Here is a 22813-nt window from a genome sequence, read left to right as displayed (position 1 = left end):
CGGACCATTACTTCGGCAGGGCCGCGGGCCGGCGGATTCCCTCAGACGGAATGCCGGCGGCCTGGCGGGATATCGGCGCAGGCCGGCATGGGATGGACATAGGTGGGCAGTGTCGAATCCTGCCTCGGCCGTGTGGTACGGGCCGGCCTGGAACGGTGATGCGTTCCGGACCGCTTGCGCGCAGGCAGCGCGACGGCGCCTGAAGGGTGAAACCGACAGGCGCGGAACCATGCCGGGCAATTAATCAGAAACCAGTCAGAAACCAGTTTTCGGAGTTCTCCATGTCCATCCAACGCACCCTCTCGATCATCAAGCCCGACGCCGTCGCCAAGAACGTCATCGGCCAGATCGTCGCCCGCTTCGAGCAAGCCGGCCTGAAGGTCATCGCCGCCCGCCTGCAACAGCTGTCGCGCGCCGATGCCGAGCGCTTCTACGCCGTGCACAAAGAACGCCCCTTCTTCAAGGACCTGGTCGACTTCATGGTCTCGGGCCCCGTGTTCGTGCAAGTGCTGGAAGGCGAAGAAGCCATCCAGAAGAACCGTGACCTGATGGGCGCCACCGACCCCAAGAAGGCCGCCCCGGGCACCATCCGCGCCGATTTCGCCGACAGCATCGACGCCAACGCCGTGCACGGCTCCGACGCTCCGGAAACGGCCGCTGTCGAAGTCGCCTTCTTCTTCCCCGAAATCAACATCCACAGCCGTTGATTCTCGCGGAAACGCCGTAATCGTTTTTTAGCTTTGCCAGGTCATGGAATCCGTCGAACGAATCAATCTGCTGGGGCTTGATGGCGCCGCCCTGTCCGAACTCGTCGGGCAATGGGGGGGCAAGCCGTTTCGCGCCCGCCAGCTGCAGCGCTGGATGCACCAGCGCGGCGCCGATTCGTTCGACGCCATGACCGACCTGGCCCGCGAGTTCCGGGGCCAGTTGGCCGAGCGCTGCCGCATCGAGGCCCTGCCGGTCAATACCGAGCAGCGTTCGTCCGACGGCACGCGCAAGTGGCTGTTCGACGTGGGGCAGGGCAACGCCATCGAGACGGTCTTCATCCCCGAAGACGATCGCGGCACGCTGTGCATCTCCAGCCAGGCCGGCTGTGTGGTGAACTGCCGTTTCTGCTCGACCGGACACCAGGGCTTCAACCGCAACCTGAAGACCAGCGAGATCATCGGCCAGCTGTGGTGGGCCAAGCGCGTGCTCGAGGCCAATATCGGCACGGCGCGCCTGGAAAGCGCCAAGGCATCCGAAGACACCCGCGTGGTCAGCAACGTCGTCATGATGGGCATGGGCGAGCCTCTGCTCAACTACGACCAGGTCCTGCCGGCGCTGCGCCTCATGTTGGACGACAACGCCTACGGCCTGTCGCGCCGCCGCGTCACCGTGTCGACCTCGGGCGTGGTTCCCATGATGGACCGCCTGTCGCAGGACTGTCCGGTGGCGCTGGCCGTGTCGCTGCACGCGCCCAACGACGCGCTGCGCGACGAACTCGTGCCGCTGAACAAGAAATACCCGTTGAAGGAGCTGCTGGCCGCTTGCGAGCGCTATCTGGCGCATGCGCCGCGCGACTTCATCACTTTTGAATACTGCATGCTGGACGGCATCAATGACACCGACCAGCACGCCAAGGAATTGATCCAGCTTGCACGACTGGTGCGCTGCAAGCTCAACCTGATCCCGTTCAACCCTTTCCCCGAGTCGGGCCTGAAGCGCTCGCCTTCGGCGCGTGTGAAAGTCTTCGCGCAGCGCCTGATGGACGCGGGCATCGTCACGACGGTGCGCAAGACACGGGGAGACGACATTGATGCCGCTTGCGGCCAACTGGCCGGGGAAGTGCGCGACCGCACCCGGATCACCGAGCGCAACGCCGCACAGCGCCAGACCATACCAATTAAACAGGTGCATGCATGACGCAGGAATTGGCTTCCGCAGCGGTGTCCGAGACGTCCGCGGCCGGTACTGGAAAGATCGGCTCGGCGCTGCGCGCGCTGCGCGAATCCAAGGGCTGGTCGGTGGACGAAGTGTCCAGCCGGATCAAGTTCTCCGCCCGTCAGATCGAAGCCCTTGAAAACGAGCAATGGGCCGACCTGCCCTCGGGCGTGTCGCTGCGCGGCCTGATCCGCAACTATGCGCGTCTGCTTGGCGCGGACTCGCAGGCCATCGTCGAGTCGCTCGATCCCAAGGAACGCGTCACCGGGCCGGTCAAGCTCAGCCCGGGCGCGCTGCATTCCGCGCATTCCATTCCCCAGTCCGGGGCCGACGACGAGCGTTCCTCGTCGGCGTCCTGGGGCTGGCTGATCGCCATCGTGCTGGTGCTGGCCGCCGGCGTGGCCTATGCGTTCTGGCAGGGCTGGCTGCCCCAGCATTGGCTGGCGTTCGACTGGCTCCCCAAGCTGTCCAAGTAAACCCGGTTTCCCCGATGCAAGAATCCTCTCTGCCTTGCCAGGATGCGCCGCCTCCCGATGTGGGAGCCGCGCCGCGCCGCGCCACGCGTTCAGTGGACGTGAAGTGGGGCGAGCGCGTGGTGACGATCGGCGGCAGTGCGCCGGTGGTGGTCCAGTCCATGACCAATACCGACACCGCCGACGCCATCGCCACCGCGATCCAGGTCAAGGAACTGGCGCTGGCCGGTTCCGAAATGGTGCGGATCACGGTCAACACGCCGGAAGCCGCCCGTGAAGTCGCGGCCATCCGAGAGCAGCTCGACCGCATGGGCGTGGACGTGCCGCTGGTGGGCGACTTCCACTACAACGGCCACAAGCTGCTGACGCAGTTCCCGGAATGCGCGCAGGCCCTGTCCAAGTACCGGATCAATCCGGGCAACATGGGTGGCGGCAAGCGCCGCGACGACAATTTCGCGCAGATGATCGAGGTTGCCTGCCGCTACGACAAGCCGGTGCGCATCGGCGTGAACTGGGGCAGCCTGGACCACGAGCTGATGGCCCGCAAGATGGACGAGAACAACCAGCGCGCGGTGCCCTGGGAGGCTCAGGCGGTGATGCGCGACGCGCTGGTCGTGTCCGCCATCAGCAATGCGCAGCGCGCGGAAGAGCTGGGCCTGCGCCGCGATGCCATCATCCTGTCTTGCAAGGTCAGCCATGTGCAGGACCTGATCGCCGTCTATCGTGATCTGTCCGCCCGTTGCGACTATCCGCTGCACCTGGGCCTGACCGAGGCCGGCATGGGCAGCAAGGGCATCGTGGCCTCGACGGCGGCGCTGGCCGTGCTGTTGCAGCAGGGCATCGGCGACACCATCCGCATTTCGCTGACGCCCGAGCCGGGCGGCGACCGCAGCCGCGAGGCCGTGGTGGCGCAGGAAATCCTGCAGACCATGGGTCTGCGCGCATTCACGCCGCTGGTGGTGGCCTGCCCGGGTTGCGGCCGCACCAGCAGCACGTTCTTCCAGGAGCTGGCCGACAGCATCCAGTCCTATCTGCGACGGCAGATGCCTCTGTGGCGCACGCAGTATCCGGGCGTCGAGAACATGAACGTCGCGGTCATGGGCTGTGTGGTCAACGGGCCGGGCGAAAGCCGGCACGCGGACATCGGCATCAGCCTGCCGGGCACGGGTGAAGTGCCCGCAGCGCCGGTGTTCGTGGACGGCGAGCGCACGGTCACGCTCAAGGGTGATCACATCGCCGAAGAGTTCCAGGCCATTGTCGAAGACTACGTCGCGCGCCGTTACGGCGCGCACGCCTCTCACTAAAAGTAAGGGTAGGGTCGTTGCGTGCGCCGGCAGGCGCGCGGGACGGCATGATCAAGATGACTCAAGCTTTCCAGAAAGTGGCCGCGATACGCGGCATGAATGACCTGTTGCCGGGGGCCAGCGCCCGCTGGGAACAATTCGAGGAAATCGTGCGCAGCTGGCTGCGCGGCTACGGCTATCGCAACGTGCGCACGCCGGTGCTTGAGCATACGCGCCTGTTCGCGCGCGGCATCGGCGAGGTCACCGACATCGTCGAGAAGGAGATGTACACCTTCACCGACGCGCTCAACGGCGAATCGCTGACCATGCGTCCGGAAATGACGGCCGGCATCGTGCGCGCATCCATCGAGCACAACCTGCTCTACGATCGCCCGCAGCGCGTCTATTCCATCGGCCCCGTGTTCCGCCACGAGCGCCCGCAGCGCGGCCGCTACCGCCAGTTCCACCAGATCGACGTCGAGGCGCTGGGCTTCGCCGGTCCCGACGTGGACGCTGAACTCATCGTCATGCTGGCCCGCCTGTGGAAGCTGCTGGGCCTGACCGACGTGCGGCTCGAATTGAATTCGCTGGGCCAGCCGGCCGAGCGCGCCGCGCACCGCGCCGCGTTGATCGAGCACCTGGAAAAGCACCGCGACATCCTCGACGAGGATGGCCAGCGCCGCATGTACACCAATCCGCTGCGCGTGCTGGACACCAAGAATCCCGCCATGCAGGAAATGGCCGACAGCGCGCCGCGCCTGTTCGATTTCCTGGGCGAGGAATCGCGCGCGCACTTCGACGGCGTGTGCCAGCGCCTGGCCGATGCCGGCATCGAATACCGCCTGAACCCGCGCCTGGTGCGCGGGCTGGACTACTACAACCTGACCGTGTTCGAGTGGGTGACCGATCGCCTGGGCTCTCAGGGCACGGTGTGCGGCGGCGGCCGCTACGACGGCCTGATCGAGCTGCTGGGCGGCAAGCCGGCGCCGGCTGTGGGCTTCGCCATCGGCATGGAACGCCTGCTGGACCTGTGGGAGCAGAGCGTCGAGGTCCAGGCCGAGCCCGAGTGCGAGGTATACGTGGTGCACCAGGGCGAAGAGGCCCAGCGCCTGGCCGCGCAGGTCGGCGAGGACCTGCGCGACGCCGGTCTGTCGGTGATCGTGCACGCGGGCGCGGCCAGCTTCAAATCCCAATTCAAGCGCGCCGACGGCAGCGGCGCGCGGGTTGCGGTTATTCTTGGCGCCGACGAAGTGGCCGCGCGGACCGCCAGCGTCAAGTTCCTGCGGGCCGACGCGCAAGGCGAGGCCGAGCAGCGGCAGGTTGCCCTGGCGGAGTTGGCCAGCGTATTGAAGAACAAGGGTTAAGGCATGGCATACGATCTCGAAGAACAGGAAAAACTCGACGCAATCAAGGCCTGGTGGGCCCGCTACGGCACGGTGGTCATCTCGCTGGTGGCCGCCGTGGCCCTGGCCTGGGGCGGCTGGTGGAGCTGGAAGGCCTATGAGTCGCATCGCGCGAACCAGGCCATGAGCTACTTCGAGGCGCTTGAGGACGCGGCGCGCCTGGGCACCGCCGATTCGGTCGTGCGCATCAAGACCGCCGCCGCCACGCTGCGCGAGCAGTACGGCTCCACCGGCTACGCCGCCCGCGGCGCGCTGGTGGCGGCCCAGGCCCTGCTGATCCAGAAGGATACGGACGGCGCGCGCGAGCAGCTCGAATGGCTGGCCGCCCAGAACAAGAACCCGTCCATGCAGTCCGTCGCGCGCCTGCGCCTGGCGGGTCTGCTGCTTGACCAGAAGCAATACGATGCCGCGCTGACGCAGCTGAACAGCCCGCCGCCCGCGTTCGCGGCCTTGTTCGCCGACCGCCGTGGCGATATCCTCGCTGCCCAGGGCAAGCGCGACGAGGCGCGGGCCGCATGGCAAAGCGCCATCGATGGCCTGGGAACCGCGAATCCGCTGACCCAAGTCGTGCAATTGAAACTGGATGCCCTGAGCGGAGCCTGACTGTAATGCGTAAATTTGCCACTGGCCGTGCCCTGCGCGGCGCCGTATGCCTGACGGGCCTGCTGGTCCTGGGCGGTTGCGGCATGTTTTCCCGGGACGACGGCCGTTACGACCCGGCGCCCCTGACCGAGTACAAGGCCGGCATGTCGGTGCGTCAGGTCTGGTCCGTTTCGGTGGGCAGCGGCTCGGGCCTGGGCTTCGCGCCCGCCGTCGTCAACGACGCCGTCTATGCCGCCACGCCCGACGGCTCGGTCGGCAAGTTCGACCTGCAAAGCGGCCGCCAGATCTGGAAGGTCCGCGCCGAGACCAAGCAGCTCTCCGCCGGCGTCGGCAGCGACGGCACGACCACGGCCGTGGCTTCGCCCGACGGCGACGTGATCGCCTTCGACGATACTGGCAAGGTCAAGTGGAAGGCCCGCGCCACCAGCGACGTGACGATTCCGCCCGTGGTGGGCTACGGCATCGTCGTGGTGCGCAGCGGCGACTATCGCATCCAGGCCTTTGACGCCAACAGCGGCGACCGCCTCTGGAGCGTGCAGCGGCCCGGCCCGGCCCTGGCTCTGCGCAGCGCCGCCCAGATGGTGCTGGCCGAGGGGCTGGTCATCACCGGCCTGCCCGGCGGCAAGCTCATGGCCATCGCCTCCGACAGCGGCAACGTCCAGTGGGAAGGCACCGTGGCCACGCCGCGCGGCGCCAGCGACCTGGAACGCCTGACCGACGTGGTGGGCTCGCCCCGCATCGCCGGCAACCTGCTTTGCGCGGTTGCCTACCAAGGGCGTATCGTATGCTTTGACGTGACGGCCGGCGGCCGTCCGATCTGGGCCAAGGACTTCTCCAGCGTCAGCGGCATGAGCCTGGATGAGCGCTTCGCCTACGCGTCCGACCAGAACAGCGTGGTCAGCGCCTTCGCGCTGGACAATGGCGGCAACGTCTGGAAGCAGGCCGCGCTGAAGAACCGCCAGCTGACCGCGCCGGCCCTGCTCGGCGGCGCGCTCGCCGTCGGCGACCTGGACGGTTACGTGCACTTCCTGTCGCGCAGCGACGGCAGCCTGATGGCGCGCCTGTCGGTGGGCGGCGGAGCGATCGTCTCGCCGCCGCAGACCACGTCGCAAGGCGTGCTGATCCAGACGGGCAATGGCAACCTTGCCCTGATCGGCTCCAACTGAAACCCATAGAACAAAAGCCCTTACCGTGTCTTTCAAGCCTGTCGTCGCCCTGGTCGGCCGCCCCAATGTGGGGAAGTCGACCCTTTTCAACCGCCTGACGCGATCGCGCGCCGCGCTGGTGGCCGATTATTCCGGCCTGACCCGCGATCGCCACTATGGCGAGGGCAGGGTGGGCGAGATCCCGTTCATCGCGATCGACACGGGCGGCTTCGAGCCGGTGGCCAAGGACGGCATCCTGCTGGAAATGGCGCGCCAGACCCGGCAGGCCATCGCCGAGGCCGACGTGGTCGTGTTCCTGGTGGACGCGCGAGCCGGCCTCAACGCCCATGACCACGAGATCGCCCAACTGCTGCGCAAATCCGGCCAGCAGCGCGTGCTGCTGGCGGTCAACAAGGCCGAGGGCATGGGATCCGGCGCCGCCGTGGCCGAGTTCCACGAACTGGGCCTGGGCCAGCCGTATGCGATTTCGGCAGCGCACGGCGATGGCATCGTCGACCTGATCGAGCTGGCGCTGAAGGACCTGGCGCCGCCGGTCGAGGAAGAGCCCGTCGAGGAAGGCCCGCACGATCACCGCATCAAGCTGGCCATCGTCGGCCGTCCCAACGTCGGCAAGTCCACGCTCATCAACACGCTGATGGGCGAAGAGCGCGTCATCGCGTTCGACATGCCGGGCACCACGCGCGACGCCATCGAAATCGACTTCGAGCGCGACGGCCGCCGCTACACGCTGATCGACACGGCCGGCCTGCGCAAGCGCGGCAAGGTGTTCGAGGCGGTCGAGAAGTTCTCGGTCATCAAGACCCTGCAGGCCATCGAGGCCAGCAACGTGGTCCTGCTGATGCTGGACGCGCAGACCGAAATCTCCGAGCAGGACGCCCACATCGCGGGCTTCGTGCTGGAGACGGGCCGCGCGGTGGTGGTCGCCATCAACAAATGGGATGGCCTGGACGCCGACCAGAAGGAACGCATCGAGCGCGAGTTCCAGCGCAAGCTGCGCTTCCTGTCCTTCGCCCGCATGCACACGATTTCGGCGTTGCGTGCACAGGGCATGCGGCCGCTGCTCAAGTCCATCAACGCCGCCCACAGCGCCGCCTTCGCCAAGCTGTCCACGCCCAAGCTCACCCGCGAGCTGCAGGCCGCGGTCGAGCAGCAGCCGCCGCCCCGCAAGGGCATCTTCCGCCCCAAGATGCGCTACGCGCACCAGGGCGGCCAGAACCCGCCGCTGGTCGTCATCCACGGCAACGCGCTGGATGCGGTGCCGGATTCCTACCGGCGCTACCTGGAAACGCGTTTCCGCAACGCCTTCGACCTGGCCGGCACGCCGCTGCGGATCGAATTCAAGTCATCGCACAATCCTTACGCGCAGGAAGATTGACCCCATGAGCAGATTCTGGAGCCCCGTGGTGGGGACGTTGAGCCCCTACGTGCCGGGCGAGCAGCCCAAGCTTCGGAATCTGGTCAAGCTCAATACCAACGAGCATCCCTACGGGCCGTCGCCCAGGGTGCTCGAGGCCATACGCGGCGCCTGCGACGATACGCTCAAGCTCTACCCGGATCCGTCTTCCGACAGCCTGCGCCAGGCCATTGCCGACAACTGCGGCGTGCGCCCGGACCAGGTCTTCGTGGGCAATGGCTCCGACGAGGTGCTGGCGCACGTGTTCCTGGCGCTGCTCAAGCATCCGCGTCCGCTGCGCTTTCCTGACATCAGCTACAGCTTCTATCCGGTCTACTGCGGCTTGTACGGCATCGACTATGAAACGGTGCCGCTGACCGACGATTTCCGCATCGATCCGGAAGACTACCTGCCAGGCCGCAATGGGCCGGCGGGCGCCATCATCTTCCCCAATCCGAACGCGCCCACGGGTCGGGCGCTGGCCGTGGGCGACATCGAACGCATCGCGGCCGGCAATCCCGACGCGGTTGTGGTGGTGGACGAGGCCTATGTCGATTTCGGCGGCGAATCGGCCATTCCGTTGATCGCGCGGCACGACAATGTGCTGGTGGTCCAGACCCTGTCCAAGTCGCGTTCGCTGGCGGGGTTGCGGGTGGGTTTCGCCGTCGGCAGTCGCGAGCTGATCGACGGGCTGGAGCGGGTCAAGAATAGTTTCAATTCCTACCCCATCGACCGGCTGGCCTCGGCCGGCGCGATCGCCGCGCTGCAGGACCGCGAATACTTCGAGCGCACGCGCCAGGCGGTGATCAAGACCCGCCAGGACATGGCGCGGGGGCTCGGCGCGCTGGGATTCGACGTGCTGCCTTCGGCGGCGAACTTCGTCTTCGCCCGCCACCCGGGCCACGACGCGGCGGCGCTGGCCGCCGCGCTGCGCGAGCGCGGCATCATCGTGCGCCATTTCCGGCAGCCGCGCATCGAGCAATTCCTGCGCATCACCGTCGGCACGGACGAGCAGACAGGGCTGTTGCTGGCCGCGCTGGCGGACATCCTGAACGCCCGCTGATGGCCTCGCCAAGGATGTTTTTCCGGCCGGAAATCTCTTGTGCCACTTTGTGCGTGGCGCAAGTAGCACGGGCCGGGAAAACCCTGTAGAGTACGTATTTCGGTGCGCGCCACCAACATTTTCAGCGCGCCGCCACTTAAATAACAAACAAATGGAGCCTGGCCAATGAGCAATAAAGGGCAAACTCTGCAAGATCCGTTCCTGAACACGCTGCGCAAGGACCATGTGCCCGTGTCGATCTACCTGGTGAACGGCATCAAGCTTCAAGGGCAAATCGAATCCTTCGACCAGTATGTGGTGCTGCTGCGCAATACGGTCACCCAAATGGTTTACAAGCATGCCATTTCCACCGTGGTCCCGGCCCGCGCCGTGAATTTCCAGGTGGAAGTCCCCGCTGAATAAACCTGCTCCGGCCGCTTTACCTTTTATTGCCCGCCTGACGGTCCACGTCGGCGGGCATTTTCGTCGCCAGGACGAAATTCCCGTTTCAGGGGAATACAGGCGCCCGCTGTCGCGCCCTGGTTTGGTTTCGGGCTTCAAAATGGTGCATGTATGCGCGCACTGATCATCAGCGTCGACCTCGGGGACCCGGATTTCCTTGCCCATGCCGAGGAATTCGCCATGCTGGCCAAGGGCGCCGGCGCCGAAATCGTCGGCACGCTGACGGCGCGGCGCGACCGCCCCGACGCCAAGTTCTTCATCGGCTCGGGCAAGGCGGACGAGGGCGTGGGCATGGCCCAGGCCCTGCTGGCCGACATCGTGCTGTTCGACCAGCCCCTGTCGCCGGCCCAGCAGCGCAACCTGGAACGGCTGTTCAACCTGCGCGTGGTCGACCGGGTCGCGTTGATCCTGGATATCTTCGCGCTGCGCGCCAAGAGCCACGAAGGCAAGCTGCAGGTCGAGCTGGCCCAGCTGCAGCATCTGGCCACGCGCCTGACGCGCATGTGGAGCCACCTGGAGCGTCAGCGCGGCGGCATTGGCATGCGCGGTCCCGGCGAATCGCAGCTGGAAATGGACCGCCGCATGATCGGCGCCAAGGTCAAGGTGCTGCGCGAGCGCCTGGACAAGGTCGAGCGCCAGCGCGTCACGCAGCGCCGCGCCCGAGCCCGGGGCGGCGCGCTGTCGGTGTCGCTGGTGGGCTATACCAACGCCGGCAAGTCCACGCTGTTCAATGCACTGACTCGCGCCGACAGCTACGCGGCCGACCAGCTGTTCGCCACGCTGGACACCACCACGCGGCGGATCTGGATCGAAGGCGCAGGCTCGGTCGTGGTGTCCGACACGGTGGGCTTCATCCGCGACCTGCCGCACGGCCTGATCGCCGCGTTCCGCGCCACGCTGGAGGAAACCGTGCACGCGGACCTGCTGCTGCACGTGGTGGACGCGGCCAGTCCCCAGCGCGATGAGCAGATATTCGAAGTGAACAAGGTGCTGGCAGAAATCGGCGCCGCCGCCATCCCGACCATTCTTGTATATAACAAGATCGACAGGGCCGGACTGGAGCCGCGAGTGGAGCGCGACGCCCATGGTACGATTGCGCGAGTATTTGTAAGCGCCACCGAGCGCGCCGGTCTGGATGCGTTGCGCGGGGCAATTGCAGAGATCGGACAGATTGTGGGAAACAATGCCTCGAATTTCCAAACTATTCAATCTGAATGACCCCGGCTGGGGTCGTGGCAACAACAACGGCTCCGAGCCGCCGCCCAAGCGGCCGCAAAACGGAGGCGATGGTCCGCCCGACCTGGACGAGGTTTGGCGCGATTTCAATAATCGCATCGGCTCGCTGTTCGGGCGCAAGGGCGGCGGGGGAAACAACCGTCCTGGCAACCGTGGCGGCATGCAGCCGCCTTCGCCGCGCGGCGCCCGCATCGGCCTGGGCGTCATTGCCCTGGTCGCGATCGGCGTCTGGGCGGCCAGCGGCTTCTACATCGTGCAGGAAGGCCAGGTCGCGGTAGTGACCCAGTTTGGCAAATACAAGAGCACATCGCAAGCCGGCTTCCAGTGGCGCCTGCCGTATCCCATCCAGAGCCATGAAACCGTCAACGTGTCGCAGCTGCGCACGTTCGAAGTCGGTTTCCGCGGCGGCGCGCGCAACAAGGTGCTGCCCGAGGCGCTGATGCTCACGACGGACGAGAACATCGTCGATATGCAGTTCGTCGTTCAGTACCGCCTGCGCGCCGACGGCGCGCCCGATTACCTGTTCATGACCCGTGACCCGGACGAGTCCGTGCGCCAGGCCTCCGAGACCGCGATGCGCGAGATCGTCGGCAAGCAGACCATGGACTTCGTGCTGTACGAAGGCCGGACCACCGTGGCCAGTCAGGTTCAGGCGCTGATGCAGCAGATCCTGGATCGCTACCAGACCGGCATCCAGGTCAGCACCGTGGCCATCCAGAACGTGCAGCCGCCCGAGCAGGTGCAGGCCGCGTTCGACGACGCCGTCAAGGCTGGCCAGGACCGCGAGCGCCAGATCAACGAAGGCCAGGCCTACGCCAACCAGGTCGTGCCGCTGGCCAGCGGTCAGGCCTCGCGCATGCAGGAGCAGGCCGAGGGCTACAAGGCCAAGGTGATCGGCGATGCGCAGGGTAATACCGCGCGCTTCACCAGCATCCTGGGCGAATACGAGAAGGCGCCGGCGGTCATGCGCCAGCGCATGTACCTGGAGAGCATGCAGGAGATCTTCACGCGCGCCAGCAAGGTCATGGTCGATACCAAGAGCAACAACAACATGTTGTATCTGCCCCTGGACAAGATCATGCACCTGGCCGCCCAGGACGCCGCCAAGTCCGCCGCTGCCGCCGGCTCGGCTTCGTCCTCGCTGGTCAATCCGCCGTCCCAGCCGCCGCTGCGCAGCGGCGCCGTGCCGGCCGCGCCATCTTCCGGCAGCAGCAATAGCAACACGCTGCCTCGCGACCGTGCGTCGCGTTAATCCGGAGGACCACTGATCATGCAACGTCTCATGCCTATCCTGGTCGGCCTGCTCATCGTGCTGGCCGCCCTTTCTTCCTGCGTCTTCGTGGTGCGCGAGCGTGACTACGCCCTGGTGTTCTCGCTGGGCGAAGTGCGCAAGGTCATCAGCGAACCGGGCCTGTACTTCAAGGCGCCGCCGCCGTTCCAGAACGTGGTGACGCTGGACAAGCGCATCCTGACCATCGAAACCAACGACGCCGAGCGCATCCAGACTTCCGAAAAGAAGAACCTGCTGATCGACTCCTACGTCAAGTGGCGCATCGCGGATCCCCGCCTGTACTACGTGACCTTCGGCGGCAACGAACGCGCCGCGCAGGAACGCCTGCAGGCGCAGATCCGCGACGCGCTGAACGCTTCGGTCAACGTGCGCACCGTGCGTGACGTCGTTTCGTCCGAGCGCGACAAGGTCATGGCCGAAATCCTGACCAACGTGGCCAAGCGCGCCGAGCCGCTGGGCGTGCAGGTCGTCGACGTGCGCCTGCGCCGCATCGAGTTCGCGCCCGAGATCTCCGAGTCGGTGTATCGCCGCATGGAAGCCGAGCGTACCCGCGTGGCCAACGAGCTGCGCTCGATCGGCGCGGCCGAGGGCGAGAAGATCCGCGCCGAAGCCGACCGCCAGCGCGAGGTCATCGTGGCCCAAGCCTATGCCAAGGCGCAGGGCGTCATGGGCGAGGGCGATGCCGCGGCGGCATCGATCTATGCACAGGCCTATGGCAAGAACCCGCAGTTCTACACGTACTACAAGAGCCTGGAAGCCTACCGCGCTTCGTTCTCGAAGCCGGGCGACGTGCTGGTGGTCGACCCCAGCTCCAGCTTCTTCCAGTTCATGAAGGATCCGGGCGCGGCCCTGGCGCCGGTGACCGTGCCGGCCAAGTAAGCCCGCACGGCCCCCGGCCGGCAAAAGCCCCTTGGCTCGCCAAGGGGCTTTTGCTTTGCGGCCCGCGCAGATCGGGTCGGGAATCGGGGACGGCTTGAGCCTCGGTGCGGGGCGGCTGGCGCGCGTCGCTGAACCATGTACAATACCGCGTAAGCTAGAAAACATTCCGCAGCGGCTGAGCGGGCTTACGCCCCTCAGCCGCTTTTCGTTTGGGCGACGCCCACGCATCACTAGGCGTTCTTCAGGGAAACACTCATGGGTAACTGGTTGCTGCCCGAGAGCCTCGCCGACGTACTTCCGGCCGAGGCCCGGCGCATCGAGGAACTGCGCCGCGAACTTCTCGATCTGTATCGCACTTACGGTTTCGAGCTGGTCGCGCCGCCCCTGGTCGAATACATCGATTCATTGCTGTCGGGCACCGGCAGCGATCTGGATCTGCGCACCTGCAAGCTGATCGACCAGCTTTCGGGCCGCACGCTGGGCGTGCGGGCGGACATGACCCCGCAAGTGACGCGCATCGACGCCCACCTGCTGAACCGCGCCGGCGTGACCCGCCTGTGTTATTGCGGCAACGTGCTGCACGCTCGCCCGGCGGACCTGCTGTCCAGCCGCGAGCTGCTGCAGATCGGCGCCGAGATCTACGGCCATGCCGGCTTCGAGGCTGACCTGGAAATCATCCAGCTGGTCCTGGAGACCGTCGCCATCGCCGGCGTGCGCAATCCGCGCCTGGACCTCTGTCATCCCGGCGTGCTGCGGGCCATCCTGGAATCGGATCCGGTGGCCGAGAGCCTGTCGGAAGCGCTGTTCCCGCTGCTGCGCGAGAAGGACGTGCCCGGCCTGGTCGAACTGGCCAGGCGCGCGCCCGGCCTGCGCGACGAGACGCTCAACGCGCTGCGCCTGCTGCCCAACCTGTACGGCGGGCCCGAGGTGCTGAAGCAGGCGCGCCGCGAACTGCCGCTGTTGCCCGGCGTGGCGGCGGCGCTGGACGCGCTGCAGGCGCTGACCGATGCGATGCCCGACACGGCATTCAGCATCGACCTGGCCGATGTTGGCGGCTATGGCTATCACTCGGGCGTGAAGTTCGCGCTCTACGCTGAAGGCTGGCGCGATGCGCTGGTTTCCGGCGGCCGTTACGACGACGTCAGCCGGGCTTTCGGCCGCGCGCGTCCGGCCACCGGCTTCAGCCTCGATTTACGCAAGCTGGCGGCCGGTCTGCCGCCGGCGGAACGGGCTCGCGCGGTGCGCGCGCCCTGGGGCCAGGAGCCCGCCCTGACCGAGGCGGTGCGCCGCCTGCGCCGGTCGGGGGAAATCGTCGTTCAGGTATTGCCCGGTCACGAGCAGGATCAGGACGAATTCGTTTGCGATCGCGAGCTGGCGCTGCAGGATGGCGCCTGGACGGTCAGAACGCTGTGACTAACCCCCTCTTGGCGACAAGAGGGCCGCGGGGAGATTTCCGGATTTCCCGAGAAACTCGATATTGATTCGTAACATGAGCAAGAACGTAGTCGTGATCGGCACCCAGTGGGGTGACGAGGGCAAGGGCAAGATCGTCGATTGGCTGGCGGAGTCCGTCCAGGGCGTGGTCCGCTTCCAGGGCGGCCACAACGCCGGCCATACGCTGTGGATCAACGGCCAGAAGACGATTCTGCGCCTGATCCCGTCGGGCATCATGCATCCCGGCGTGACCTGCTTCATCGGCAATGGCGTGGTGCTGTCGCCCGAGGCCCTGCTCAAGGAAATCGAAGAGCTCGAGGCCGCCGGCCTGGACGTGCGTTCGCGCCTGCAGATCTCCGAGGTCTGCCCGCTGATCCTGCCGTACCACGTGGCCGTGGACAAGGCGCGCGAAGCGCGCAAGGGTGACGGCAAGATCGGCACCACCGGCCGCGGCATCGGTCCGGCCTACGAAGACAAGGTCGCCCGCCGCGCCATCCGCGTGCAGGACCTGTTCAATCCCTCGCTGTTCGACGAGAAGCTCGCCGAGGTGCTGGATTACCACAACTTCGTGCTGACCAAGTACCTGGGCGCCGAGGCCGTCTCGGCCAACGAAGTGCGCGATCAGGCCATGGCGCTGGCTCCGGCCATCGCCCCCATGGTCAAGGACGTGTCCAGCAACCTGTACGCCATGCAACAGGAAGGCAAGCGCCTGCTGTTCGAAGGCGCGCAGGGCGCGCTGTTGGACGTGGACCACGGCACCTACCCCTACGTCACCAGCAGCAACTGCCTGGCGGGCGCGGCCTCGGCCGGCGCCGGCGTCGGTCCGCAGTCGCTCGACTACGTGCTGGGCATCACCAAGGCCTACACGACCCGCGTGGGCTCGGGCCCGTTCCCGACCGAGCTGGTCGACGAGATCGGCACCCGCCTGGCCACCATCGGCAAGGAATTCGGCTCCGTCACGGGCCGTCCGCGTCGCTGCGGCTGGTTCGACGGCGCCGCGCTCAAGCGCTCGGTGCGCCTGAACGGCATTTCCGGCCTGTGCATCACCAAGCTGGACGTGCTCGACGGTCTGGAAACCATCCAGCTGGGCGTCGGCTACCGCGTCAACGGCGAATTCCGCGACGTGCTGCCCTACGGCGCGCATGCCGTGGCCCAGGCGCAACCGGTGCTGGAAGAGCTGCCGGGCTGGAGCGAATCCACCGTCGGCATCACCGAGTACGACAAGCTGCCGGCCGCCGCCCGCCGCTACCTGGAACGCGTGGCCGAAGTCTGCGGCGTGCCCATCGACCTGGTGTCGACCGGCCCGGACCGCAACGAGACCATCGTCCTGCGTCACCCGCTGAAGGGCTGAACGCCGGCCGGGCCGCGTTGCGGCTCGGCTTCGCGCCGGTCTTGATGTGAAAAGCCCCCGTTCATCGGGGGCTAATGAGATGGTCAGCCCGATCCCCACGAAGCGGTACGCTGAGTGGGGATTGTTCTTTTTGGGAGACCTCTCATGAGCACCGTCACGCTGATTGGCATCGATCTGGGCAAACACAGCTTCCATCTGCATGGGCAGGACGCGGCCGGCAGGATGATGTTTCGCAAGAAGTGCTCGCGCCAGGATCTGTTCAAGTTACTGGGCAACACACCGCGCAGCACAGTGGTGATGGAGGCCTGCGCCGGCGCGCACTGGATGGCGCGCCGCATCGAAGAACTGGGCCACCAGGCCAAGCTCATTTCCCCCCAGTTCGTGCGCCCCTTCGTACAGGGCAACAAGAATGACTTCGCCGATGCCCAGGCGATCTGCGAGGCGGCCTCGCGCCCGAGCATGCGGTTCGTGAGCGTGCGCAATCAGGCTCAGCAGACCGTCTCTGCCCTGCATCGGGTGCGTGAATCACTGGTCGCTCAGCGCACGGGCGTGATCAACCAGGTGCACGCCTTTTTGCTGGAGTTTGGCATCAGCCTGCCTCGTGGTCAGGCGATTCTGCGACGCTTGCCAGCGGTTCTGGCCGAACACGCGCTGCCGCCCCAACTAGGCGCGCTGCTGGAGCGGCTGCGATCGCACTTTCAGTATCTGGATGAGCAGGTAGGCCAGATTGAGCGTGAGCTGTGTCTACAGCTGCGCGAGGATGAACGCAGCCAGCGGCTGCTTCAGATCCCCGGCATCGGGCCAATCACTGCTAGCGTGCTGATGACTGAGCTGGGCGATGCGCGGCAATTTGGTTCGGCGCGCCAGTTCGCCGCTTCGGTAGGCTTGGTGCCTCGCCAGTACAGCACGGGCGGCAAACCCACGCTCCTGGGCATCAGCAAACGGGGCGACAAGAACCTTAGACGATTGTTGGTACAGGGCGCTCGCGCGATCATGCGACACGTGGAGCGACGAACCGACCGGCTAGGCGCCTGGGTGCGCGAGCTGCAGGCCCGACGTCACTCGAACGTGGTCGCTTGTGCGCTGGCCAATAAATTGGCGAGGATCGCCTGGGCCATCCTCGCCAATGGAACGAACTACCGAAGTGAGCAGACTGTAGCGCCAGCCTGACCTTCATCACCGTTTTACGCAGTCACTTCCTGGTTTTGCGACGCGAGTACGTGAAGACATAAACGGCTCAACGGCCTGGCAAGAAACCTGACATGAAATCCAGCACCGCGATGCTGAGGGGCTTTTTAGGTTTGCCGGGCGCGACTCTCATCATGGAGCGGGGGGCCTAGCCCCAACTGACTCCGAATAGATTTGAGCAAGCCCAATTTACGCCTACACCGCCTCGCTTGCAAAAATCGGGCTGACCATAGATTTTCCATTGCTGCGCGCTTCCCGAGGAAACGTGTTGCCAGGCAGGCCGCACGCGCGTGGCGACTGCGGTTGCGCAGCCCTTATTTCGGTTGCGCCGCCGCCAGCGGCCGCTTCAGCAGTCCGATCGCCAGCGCGCTGACCAGCGTCCCGGCGATCAGCGCCGCGACATAGCCCAGCAGGTGCGTGACCGCGCCGGGAATGGGCAGCACGAAGATCCCGCCGTGCGGCACCTTCAATTCCGCCCCGATGGCCATCGAGATGGCGCCGGTGACGGCCGAGCCCGCCATCAGCGACGGGATCATGCGCAACGGGTCGCGCGCCACGAAGGGAATTGCGCCCTCGGTGATGAAGGCCAGGCCCAGGATGCCGGTGGCGCCGCCGGCTTCGCGTTCTTCGGCGGTGTAGCGGTTGGCGAACAGCCGCGTGGCCAGCGCGATGGCCAGCGGCGGCGTCATGCCGGCGGCCATGGTCGCGGCCATGGGCGTATACACGTGGCTGGCGATCAGCGAGGTGGAAAAAGCATAGGCCGCCTTGTTGACCGGGCCGCCCATGTCGAAGGCCATCATGCCGCCCAGCAGCATGCCCAGCATGACGGCGCTGGCGCCCTGCATGCCGCGCAGCCAGTCGGTCAGGAAGGTCTGCGCCGCCGCCACCGGCGCGCCGACCACCTGGGTGATCAGCAATCCGGTCAGCAAGGTGCCCAGCAGCGGCAGGATCAGCACGGGCTTGAGTCCCTGCAACTGCTTGGGCAGCGGGATACGCCGGTTCATGAAATCCGTACCGTACCCGGCGATGAATCCGGCCACGATGCCGCCCAGGAAGCCCGTGCCCATGTTCGCCGCCAGCAGGCCGCCGATCATGCCGGGCGCGATGCCGGGCCGGTCCGCGATGGAGTAGGCGATGTAGCCGGCCAGCGCCGGCACGATCAGCGCGAATCCGCCTTGCGCACCGATCTGGAACAGCGCGTGGGCCAGCGTGCCGGCCTGGGATTCGTCGCTGGCGTAGATGCCGCCCAGCGCGAAGGCCAGCGCGATCAGCAGGCCGCCGGCCACGACGAAGGGCAGCATGAAGGACACGCCCGTCATCAGGTGTTTGTACGGTCCCGCGCGGCGCGGCTGGGCCTGGGTCGGGCCGGCGGCGTCGCTGCTCGCGGCTTGCAGACTGGCCTGCTCGAAGGCGTGCGCGATCAGGGCCTGGCCGTCGCTGATGGCGGGCTTGGTGTTGGACGCATGGACGCGCTTGCCGCCGAAGCGCGAGCGGTCCACCTCGCGGTCGGCGGCGATGATGACGAGATCGGCCGCCGCGATTTCCTCGGTCGTCAGCGGTGTTCCCGAGCCCACCGATCCCTGCGTCTCGACGCGGATGTGATGACCGAGGGCGTGGGCGGCCTGTGTCAAACCCTCGGCCGCCATGAAAGTATGGGCGATGCCGGTGGGGCAGGACGTGACGGCAACGATGCGTTTGGCGCCGGCGCGAGGAGCGCCAGGGGACGCGGCGTCGGAGGAGAGGGGCGCCGCATTGGCGCCGGCCGCGTGGGCGGCGGCCCGGGCGCCCGCGCCGGTGTCCGGGGCCTGTCCCTGCGCGATCGCTGCCGCGATGACGCGGTCGGGCGCCGCCAGCGCTTCATCCAGGCCCGCCACGCCGCGAGCCAGTCCTGCCTGCGGCACGGCCGGCTGCGCGCCGCCGATCAACAGCAGGACATCGCCGGGCTTGGGCGCGGCGCCGGCATAGGCCTGCTGCATGCCGGCGGCGTTGCGGATTTCGATATCGCAGTCCCAGCCGCGTTCCGTGGCCGCCTTGCGCAGGGCCGCGCTCGCAAGCGCGCCGGCGACCGCACTGCCGCCGGCCTCGATGGCTATCCAGATCTTGTTCATGCTTGGTTTCCCGGAGTCGAGATGGGCCGCAGCGACACGCGCTCGGCCAGTTCGGCGACGATGGTCGCCGAGGGCAGGTTGGGGCCGGCCAGCCCGAGCTTGGCGACGGCGAAGGCGACCGCCAGGCGCGCCACGCGCTCGGTATCCGCCTGTTCGGCCAGGGCCGCGGCGATGCCGGCGACCATGGCGTCGCCCGCGCCGACGGTGCTGGCCACGGCGGTGGCTGGCAACTGCGCATGCAGCACGCCATGCTCCGTGGCGAACAAGGCGCCTTGCTCGCCCATCGATACCGCCACCAGTCCCAGGCCCTGTTCGCGCAGCCGTTGCGCTTGCGCGGCGATGTGCCTGACCGTGTTCAGCGGCTGGCCCGCCCATTCGGCCAGTTCGTCGCGGTTGGGCTTGATGGCCCAGGGCAGGGCGGGGCCCGCCAGCGCATCGGCCAGCGCATCGCCGCTGGTGTCCAGCAGTACGCGCACGCCCCGGGATTGCAGCCGGGCGATCAGGCGGCCGTAGTGGTCCGGCGGGCAGCCTAGCGGCAGGCTGCCCGCCAGCACCACGAGCGCGCCGGGTTCGGCCAGGGTCAGCAAGGTGGCCTCGGCTTCAGTCAGCAGTTCCCCGGTCGCGGTCAGGCCGGGCAGATTGATGTCGGTGGTGGCGTCGCTGTCCACCAGCTTGATATTGGTGCGGGTCGCGCCGTCGGCCCGCACGAAGCGGTCCTCGATGCGCTTGGCGCGAAACAGGGCCTCGAAGACGCCGGCGTTCTCGCGGCCCAGCAGGCCCGTGGCGGCGACGTCCAGCCCCCAGTCCGCCAGGCAGGAAGCGACGTTGACGCCCTTGCCCCCGGCATCGTGCCGGATCGACTTGGCGCGATGTACGTGTCCGCGTTCAAGCCTGTCCAGTGTGACGGTGGCGTCGACCGCCGGGTTCAGGGTGACGGTGATCAGCTTCATGTCATGTCTCCGTCCAGCGCGCGCACGGCCTGTGCGCTGGTCAGTGTCTGCGCGTGCGTGGCCAGGGCCTGCAGCTCGGGCAGCGCCGAGCGGCGCAGGCGCGCCTTGACCGGGGCGATCGCGCGCGGCGCCATCGACAGCTCCGCCACGCCGAGGCCCGTCAGCAGCGCTGCGCCAAACGGGTCGCCGGCCAGGTCGCCGCACACGCCCACCCATCGCCCATGCGTCCGCGCGCCTTGCACGGTCTGCGCGATCAGGCGCAGCACCGCCGGGTGCAGGCTGTCGGCTTCGCTTGCGAGCGCCGGGTTCTGGCGATCGATTGCCAGCGTGTACTGCGTCAGATCGTTGGTGCCGATCGAGAAGAAGTCCGCGTGCTCGGCAAACGCATCCGCCAGCAGCGCCGCGGCCGGGACTTCGATCATGACGCCCAGCGCGATCCTGGGCGCGGCCAGTTCGGCGCGCACGCGCTCGCAGGCATCCTTAAGCTGAAGCAGTTCGGCCAGCGATGTGACCATGGGAAACATGATGGACAGGTCGCCCCCTTGCGCGGCGGCGCGGTAGAGTGCGCGCAGTTGGGGTTCCAGCAGATCGGGGCGGCGCAGCAGCAGGCGCGCGCCGCGCACGCCCAGGAAGGGGTTTTCCTCCACGGGCAGGCCCAGGTGCGGCACCTGCTTGTCGCCGCCGATGTCCAGCGTCCTGACGATCAGCGGTCGGCCGGCAAGCGCGTCCAGCATGCCTCGATAGGCGTGGAACTGTTCGTCCTCGCCGGGCGTGTCGTGGCGCTCGAGGAACAGGAATTCGGTGCGCATCAGGCCCACGCCTTCGGCGCCCTGTTCGAGCGCGGACGCGACCTGTTCGGCGCGGATGATGTTGGCGCCGATGGCGACGGTATGGCCGTCCCGTGTATTGGCCGGCAGTTGACGCTCGGCGGCGGCAGCCTGGCGCGCGGCCTCGGCCTGCGCGATCCAGGCACGCGCGCTGTCCAGGTCTGCCTCGGTGGGCGACAGGTGGATGCGTCCGGCATCGCCGTCGATGATCACCTGCGCGCCGTCGACAAGATCCAGCAGCTCCGCGCCCGCGGCGACGATCGCCGGCAGTCCCAGGGTGCGCGCCAGGATGGCCGTATGCGAGGTGGGGCCGCCCAGCGTCGTCGCCAGGCCGGCCACGCGGCGGATATCCAACGCGGCGGTATCGGAAGGCGCGAGATCGGCGGCGATCAGCACGACCGGGTCGCCGTGCGTGGCGGCCTGCTCGGAGTCGCCGGCGAGCGATGGCTCCATGTGCCGCAGCGCACGCAGGCCGACATCGCGCAGGTCGGCCGCGCGGGCGGCCAGCATCGGATTGCCCAGCGCGGAAAGGCGTTCGGCCTGGGCTTGCACCGCTTCATGCCAGGCCCAGGCCGCGCCGTGGCCCGCTGCCATCAGCTGGCAGGTGTCGGTGATCAGGCCGACGTCGTCGAGCAGGCCGGCCTGGGCCTGGAAGATCGCGGCATCGGCCGCGCCCAGGCGCTTGGCGGTGGCATCGGCCAGGGCCTGCGTTTCCTGGCGGGCAGCGGCCAGCGCGGCTTCCAGCAGCGCCTTGCCGTTGAGTAGCGGCGCGGGGCGATCGGGCACCTGCGCGTCGGCGCTGGCAAGTCGGCGGACGCGGCCGACCGCCAGGCCCGCGCTGGCTGCGACGCCCGTGACGGCGGCGAGCGCGGTGACGGGCTGCCAGGTCCGGCCTGGCGCGGCGGAGGGCGCCTGCGCCTGGGCGGCGCTGCGTTCCTGGGCGGTCAGGCCATTGACCACGGCGAGGAACTTCGCCAGCGCCGCAGGCGCTTCGCTGCCCGACGCGGAGAACACCACGCGCGCCTTGGCCGTCAGGCCCAGCTGCAACAGGTCGACCAGACTGCGCGCGTCGGCGCTGTCCGCGCCGTGCCGCACCCGTATCGGCAGGCCGCTGGCCTGTGCGGCCTGCGCCCAGGTCGAGGCCGGCCGGGCATGCAGGCCGGACGGATAGGAGACGATCCATTCCAGGCTGTGCTCCAGATCGGTGGCGGGCTCCGCGGCTGCCGCGGTCTTTGGCGCAGCGGCGGTCAGTGCTGCGATGATGTCCTGCGGATCGCGGGTCGCGGCCAGTTGGCGCAGACGGGCCTCGTCCTGAATCAGGCCGGTGAGCCGTTTGAGGATGGCGATATGTCCATCCGAGCGGGCCGCGATGCCGACCACGAGCCGGACGCGTTGGCCGGGGTTCCATTCGATGCCGCCTGGAATCTGCAGCACCGCCAGTCCATCGCGGCGCACCAGATGGCGGTCTTCGACCCGGCCGTGCGGAATGGCCACGCCGGCGCCCAGGAAGGTATCCGCCAGGGCCTCGCGCTGCGCCATGCTGTGCCCGTACCTTTCGTCCGTGCAGCCGCCGGCGGCCAGGAGCTGTCCGAGCAGTGCGATGGCCTGCCGCTTGTCGGTCACGGCCGCATCCAGGCGCACGCAATCCGGGCGCAGCAGGGATTCAACCTGCGTGGTTGTCATGATCTGTCTCCTGGAACCCATGCTTGGGAAAACGTTTTCTGGATTTTAGAAGAAAAAGTGCCTGGATCTCAAAGGGTATTGAAAATACAATCGGGATTCCCTGGGGCGCTTGTTTTTT

The 22813-nt window shown here is 67.3% G+C and carries 19 protein-coding genes; 16 read left to right on the top strand and 3 right to left on the bottom strand.

The window, feature by feature from the left end:
* Positions 1-281 precede the first annotated feature (281 nt).
* From ndk to C2U31_RS25335, 16 genes are all read left to right on the top strand, one after another.
* On the top strand, positions 282-707 hold the full coding sequence (gene ndk, locus C2U31_RS25410; protein ID WP_103275334.1) for a nucleoside-diphosphate kinase: 426 nt from the start codon (positions 282-284) through the stop codon (positions 705-707).
* A 43-nt stretch (positions 708-750) separates the two neighbouring features.
* Positions 751-1905 (top strand): 23S rRNA (adenine(2503)-C(2))-methyltransferase RlmN, encoded by a 1155-nt coding sequence (gene rlmN, locus C2U31_RS25405; RefSeq protein WP_103275333.1) that lies wholly within the window; start codon positions 751-753, stop codon positions 1903-1905.
* The gene (locus tag C2U31_RS25400; protein WP_103275332.1) at positions 1902-2399 is read left to right on the top strand and encodes a RodZ family helix-turn-helix domain-containing protein; all 498 of its coding nucleotides are present in this window, start codon (positions 1902-1904) and stop codon (positions 2397-2399) included. Before rlmN ends, C2U31_RS25400 begins: the two co-directional genes overlap by 4 nt.
* Before the next feature lie 14 nt (positions 2400-2413).
* Positions 2414-3700, top strand: a complete 1287-nt coding sequence (gene ispG, locus C2U31_RS25395; protein WP_103275331.1) for a flavodoxin-dependent (E)-4-hydroxy-3-methylbut-2-enyl-diphosphate synthase — start codon at positions 2414-2416, stop codon at positions 3698-3700.
* Positions 3701-3756: 56 nt separating this feature from the next.
* On the top strand, positions 3757-5043 hold the full coding sequence (hisS, locus tag C2U31_RS25390; RefSeq protein ID WP_103276573.1) for a histidine--tRNA ligase: 1287 nt from the start codon (positions 3757-3759) through the stop codon (positions 5041-5043).
* 3 nt (positions 5044-5046) lie between these two features.
* Positions 5047-5685: a tetratricopeptide repeat protein gene (locus C2U31_RS25385; protein WP_103275330.1), complete on the top strand. Its 639-nt coding sequence runs from the start codon at positions 5047-5049 to the stop codon at positions 5683-5685.
* A 5-nt stretch (positions 5686-5690) separates the two neighbouring features.
* On the top strand, positions 5691-6851 hold the full coding sequence (gene bamB / locus C2U31_RS25380) for an outer membrane protein assembly factor BamB (protein ID WP_103275329.1): 1161 nt from the start codon (positions 5691-5693) through the stop codon (positions 6849-6851).
* A gap of 25 nt (positions 6852-6876) precedes the next feature.
* Complete coding sequence (der, locus tag C2U31_RS25375; protein ID WP_103275328.1) at positions 6877-8226, top strand: ribosome biogenesis GTPase Der; 1350 nt, start codon at positions 6877-6879, stop codon at positions 8224-8226.
* Between the two features lie 4 nt (positions 8227-8230).
* Positions 8231-9307, top strand: a complete 1077-nt coding sequence (gene hisC / locus C2U31_RS25370) for a histidinol-phosphate transaminase (RefSeq protein ID WP_103275327.1) — start codon at positions 8231-8233, stop codon at positions 9305-9307.
* 165 nt (positions 9308-9472) lie between these two features.
* Positions 9473-9709 (top strand): RNA chaperone Hfq, encoded by a 237-nt coding sequence (gene hfq / locus C2U31_RS25365; RefSeq protein ID WP_006218585.1) that lies wholly within the window; start codon positions 9473-9475, stop codon positions 9707-9709.
* Positions 9710-9859: 150 nt separating this feature from the next.
* Positions 9860-10966, top strand: coding sequence for a GTPase HflX (gene hflX / locus C2U31_RS25360; RefSeq protein WP_103275326.1), 1107 nt, complete (start codon positions 9860-9862; stop codon positions 10964-10966).
* Complete coding sequence (hflK, locus tag C2U31_RS25355) at positions 10932-12236, top strand: FtsH protease activity modulator HflK (RefSeq protein ID WP_103275325.1); 1305 nt, start codon at positions 10932-10934, stop codon at positions 12234-12236. The genes hflX and hflK overlap by 35 nt, the downstream gene beginning before the upstream one ends.
* Positions 12237-12254: 18 nt before the next feature.
* A complete protein-coding gene (gene hflC / locus C2U31_RS25350; protein ID WP_103275324.1) occupies positions 12255-13154 on the top strand; it encodes a protease modulator HflC in 900 nt (299 codons plus the stop codon).
* A 255-nt stretch (positions 13155-13409) separates the two neighbouring features.
* Complete coding sequence (locus tag C2U31_RS25345) at positions 13410-14567, top strand: ATP phosphoribosyltransferase regulatory subunit (protein ID WP_103275323.1); 1158 nt, start codon at positions 13410-13412, stop codon at positions 14565-14567.
* Between the two features lie 76 nt (positions 14568-14643).
* Positions 14644-15939, top strand: a complete 1296-nt coding sequence (locus tag C2U31_RS25340; RefSeq protein WP_199770891.1) for an adenylosuccinate synthase — start codon at positions 14644-14646, stop codon at positions 15937-15939.
* Between the two features lie 144 nt (positions 15940-16083).
* Complete coding sequence (locus tag C2U31_RS25335) at positions 16084-17109, top strand: IS110 family transposase (RefSeq protein ID WP_103271115.1); 1026 nt, start codon at positions 16084-16086, stop codon at positions 17107-17109.
* Between the two features lie 332 nt (positions 17110-17441).
* On the opposite strand, the gene C2U31_RS25330 is transcribed toward C2U31_RS25335, so the two are convergent.
* The 3 genes from C2U31_RS25330 to ptsP are packed head-to-tail and all read right to left on the bottom strand — an operon-like array spanning position 17442 to position 22695.
* The gene (locus C2U31_RS25330) at positions 17442-19235 is read right to left on the bottom strand and encodes a PTS fructose transporter subunit IIC (RefSeq protein ID WP_103275321.1); all 1794 of its coding nucleotides are present in this window, start codon (positions 19233-19235) and stop codon (positions 17442-17444) included.
* Positions 19232-20185, bottom strand: coding sequence for a 1-phosphofructokinase (gene pfkB / locus C2U31_RS25325; RefSeq protein ID WP_103275320.1), 954 nt, complete (start codon positions 20183-20185; stop codon positions 19232-19234). Before pfkB ends, C2U31_RS25330 begins: the two co-directional genes overlap by 4 nt.
* Positions 20182-22695 (bottom strand): phosphoenolpyruvate--protein phosphotransferase, encoded by a 2514-nt coding sequence (ptsP, locus tag C2U31_RS25320; RefSeq protein WP_103275319.1) that lies wholly within the window; start codon positions 22693-22695, stop codon positions 20182-20184. Before ptsP ends, pfkB begins: the two co-directional genes overlap by 4 nt.
* Between the last annotated feature and the right edge of the window lie 118 nt (positions 22696-22813).

This window comes from Achromobacter sp. AONIH1 (assembly GCF_002902905.1).
In the GTDB taxonomy this organism is placed as follows: Bacteria; Pseudomonadota; Gammaproteobacteria; order Burkholderiales; family Burkholderiaceae_B; genus Achromobacter.
The sequence above is the reverse complement of the archived record's forward strand: the minus strand, read 5'-3'. Positions and strand labels throughout refer to the sequence as shown.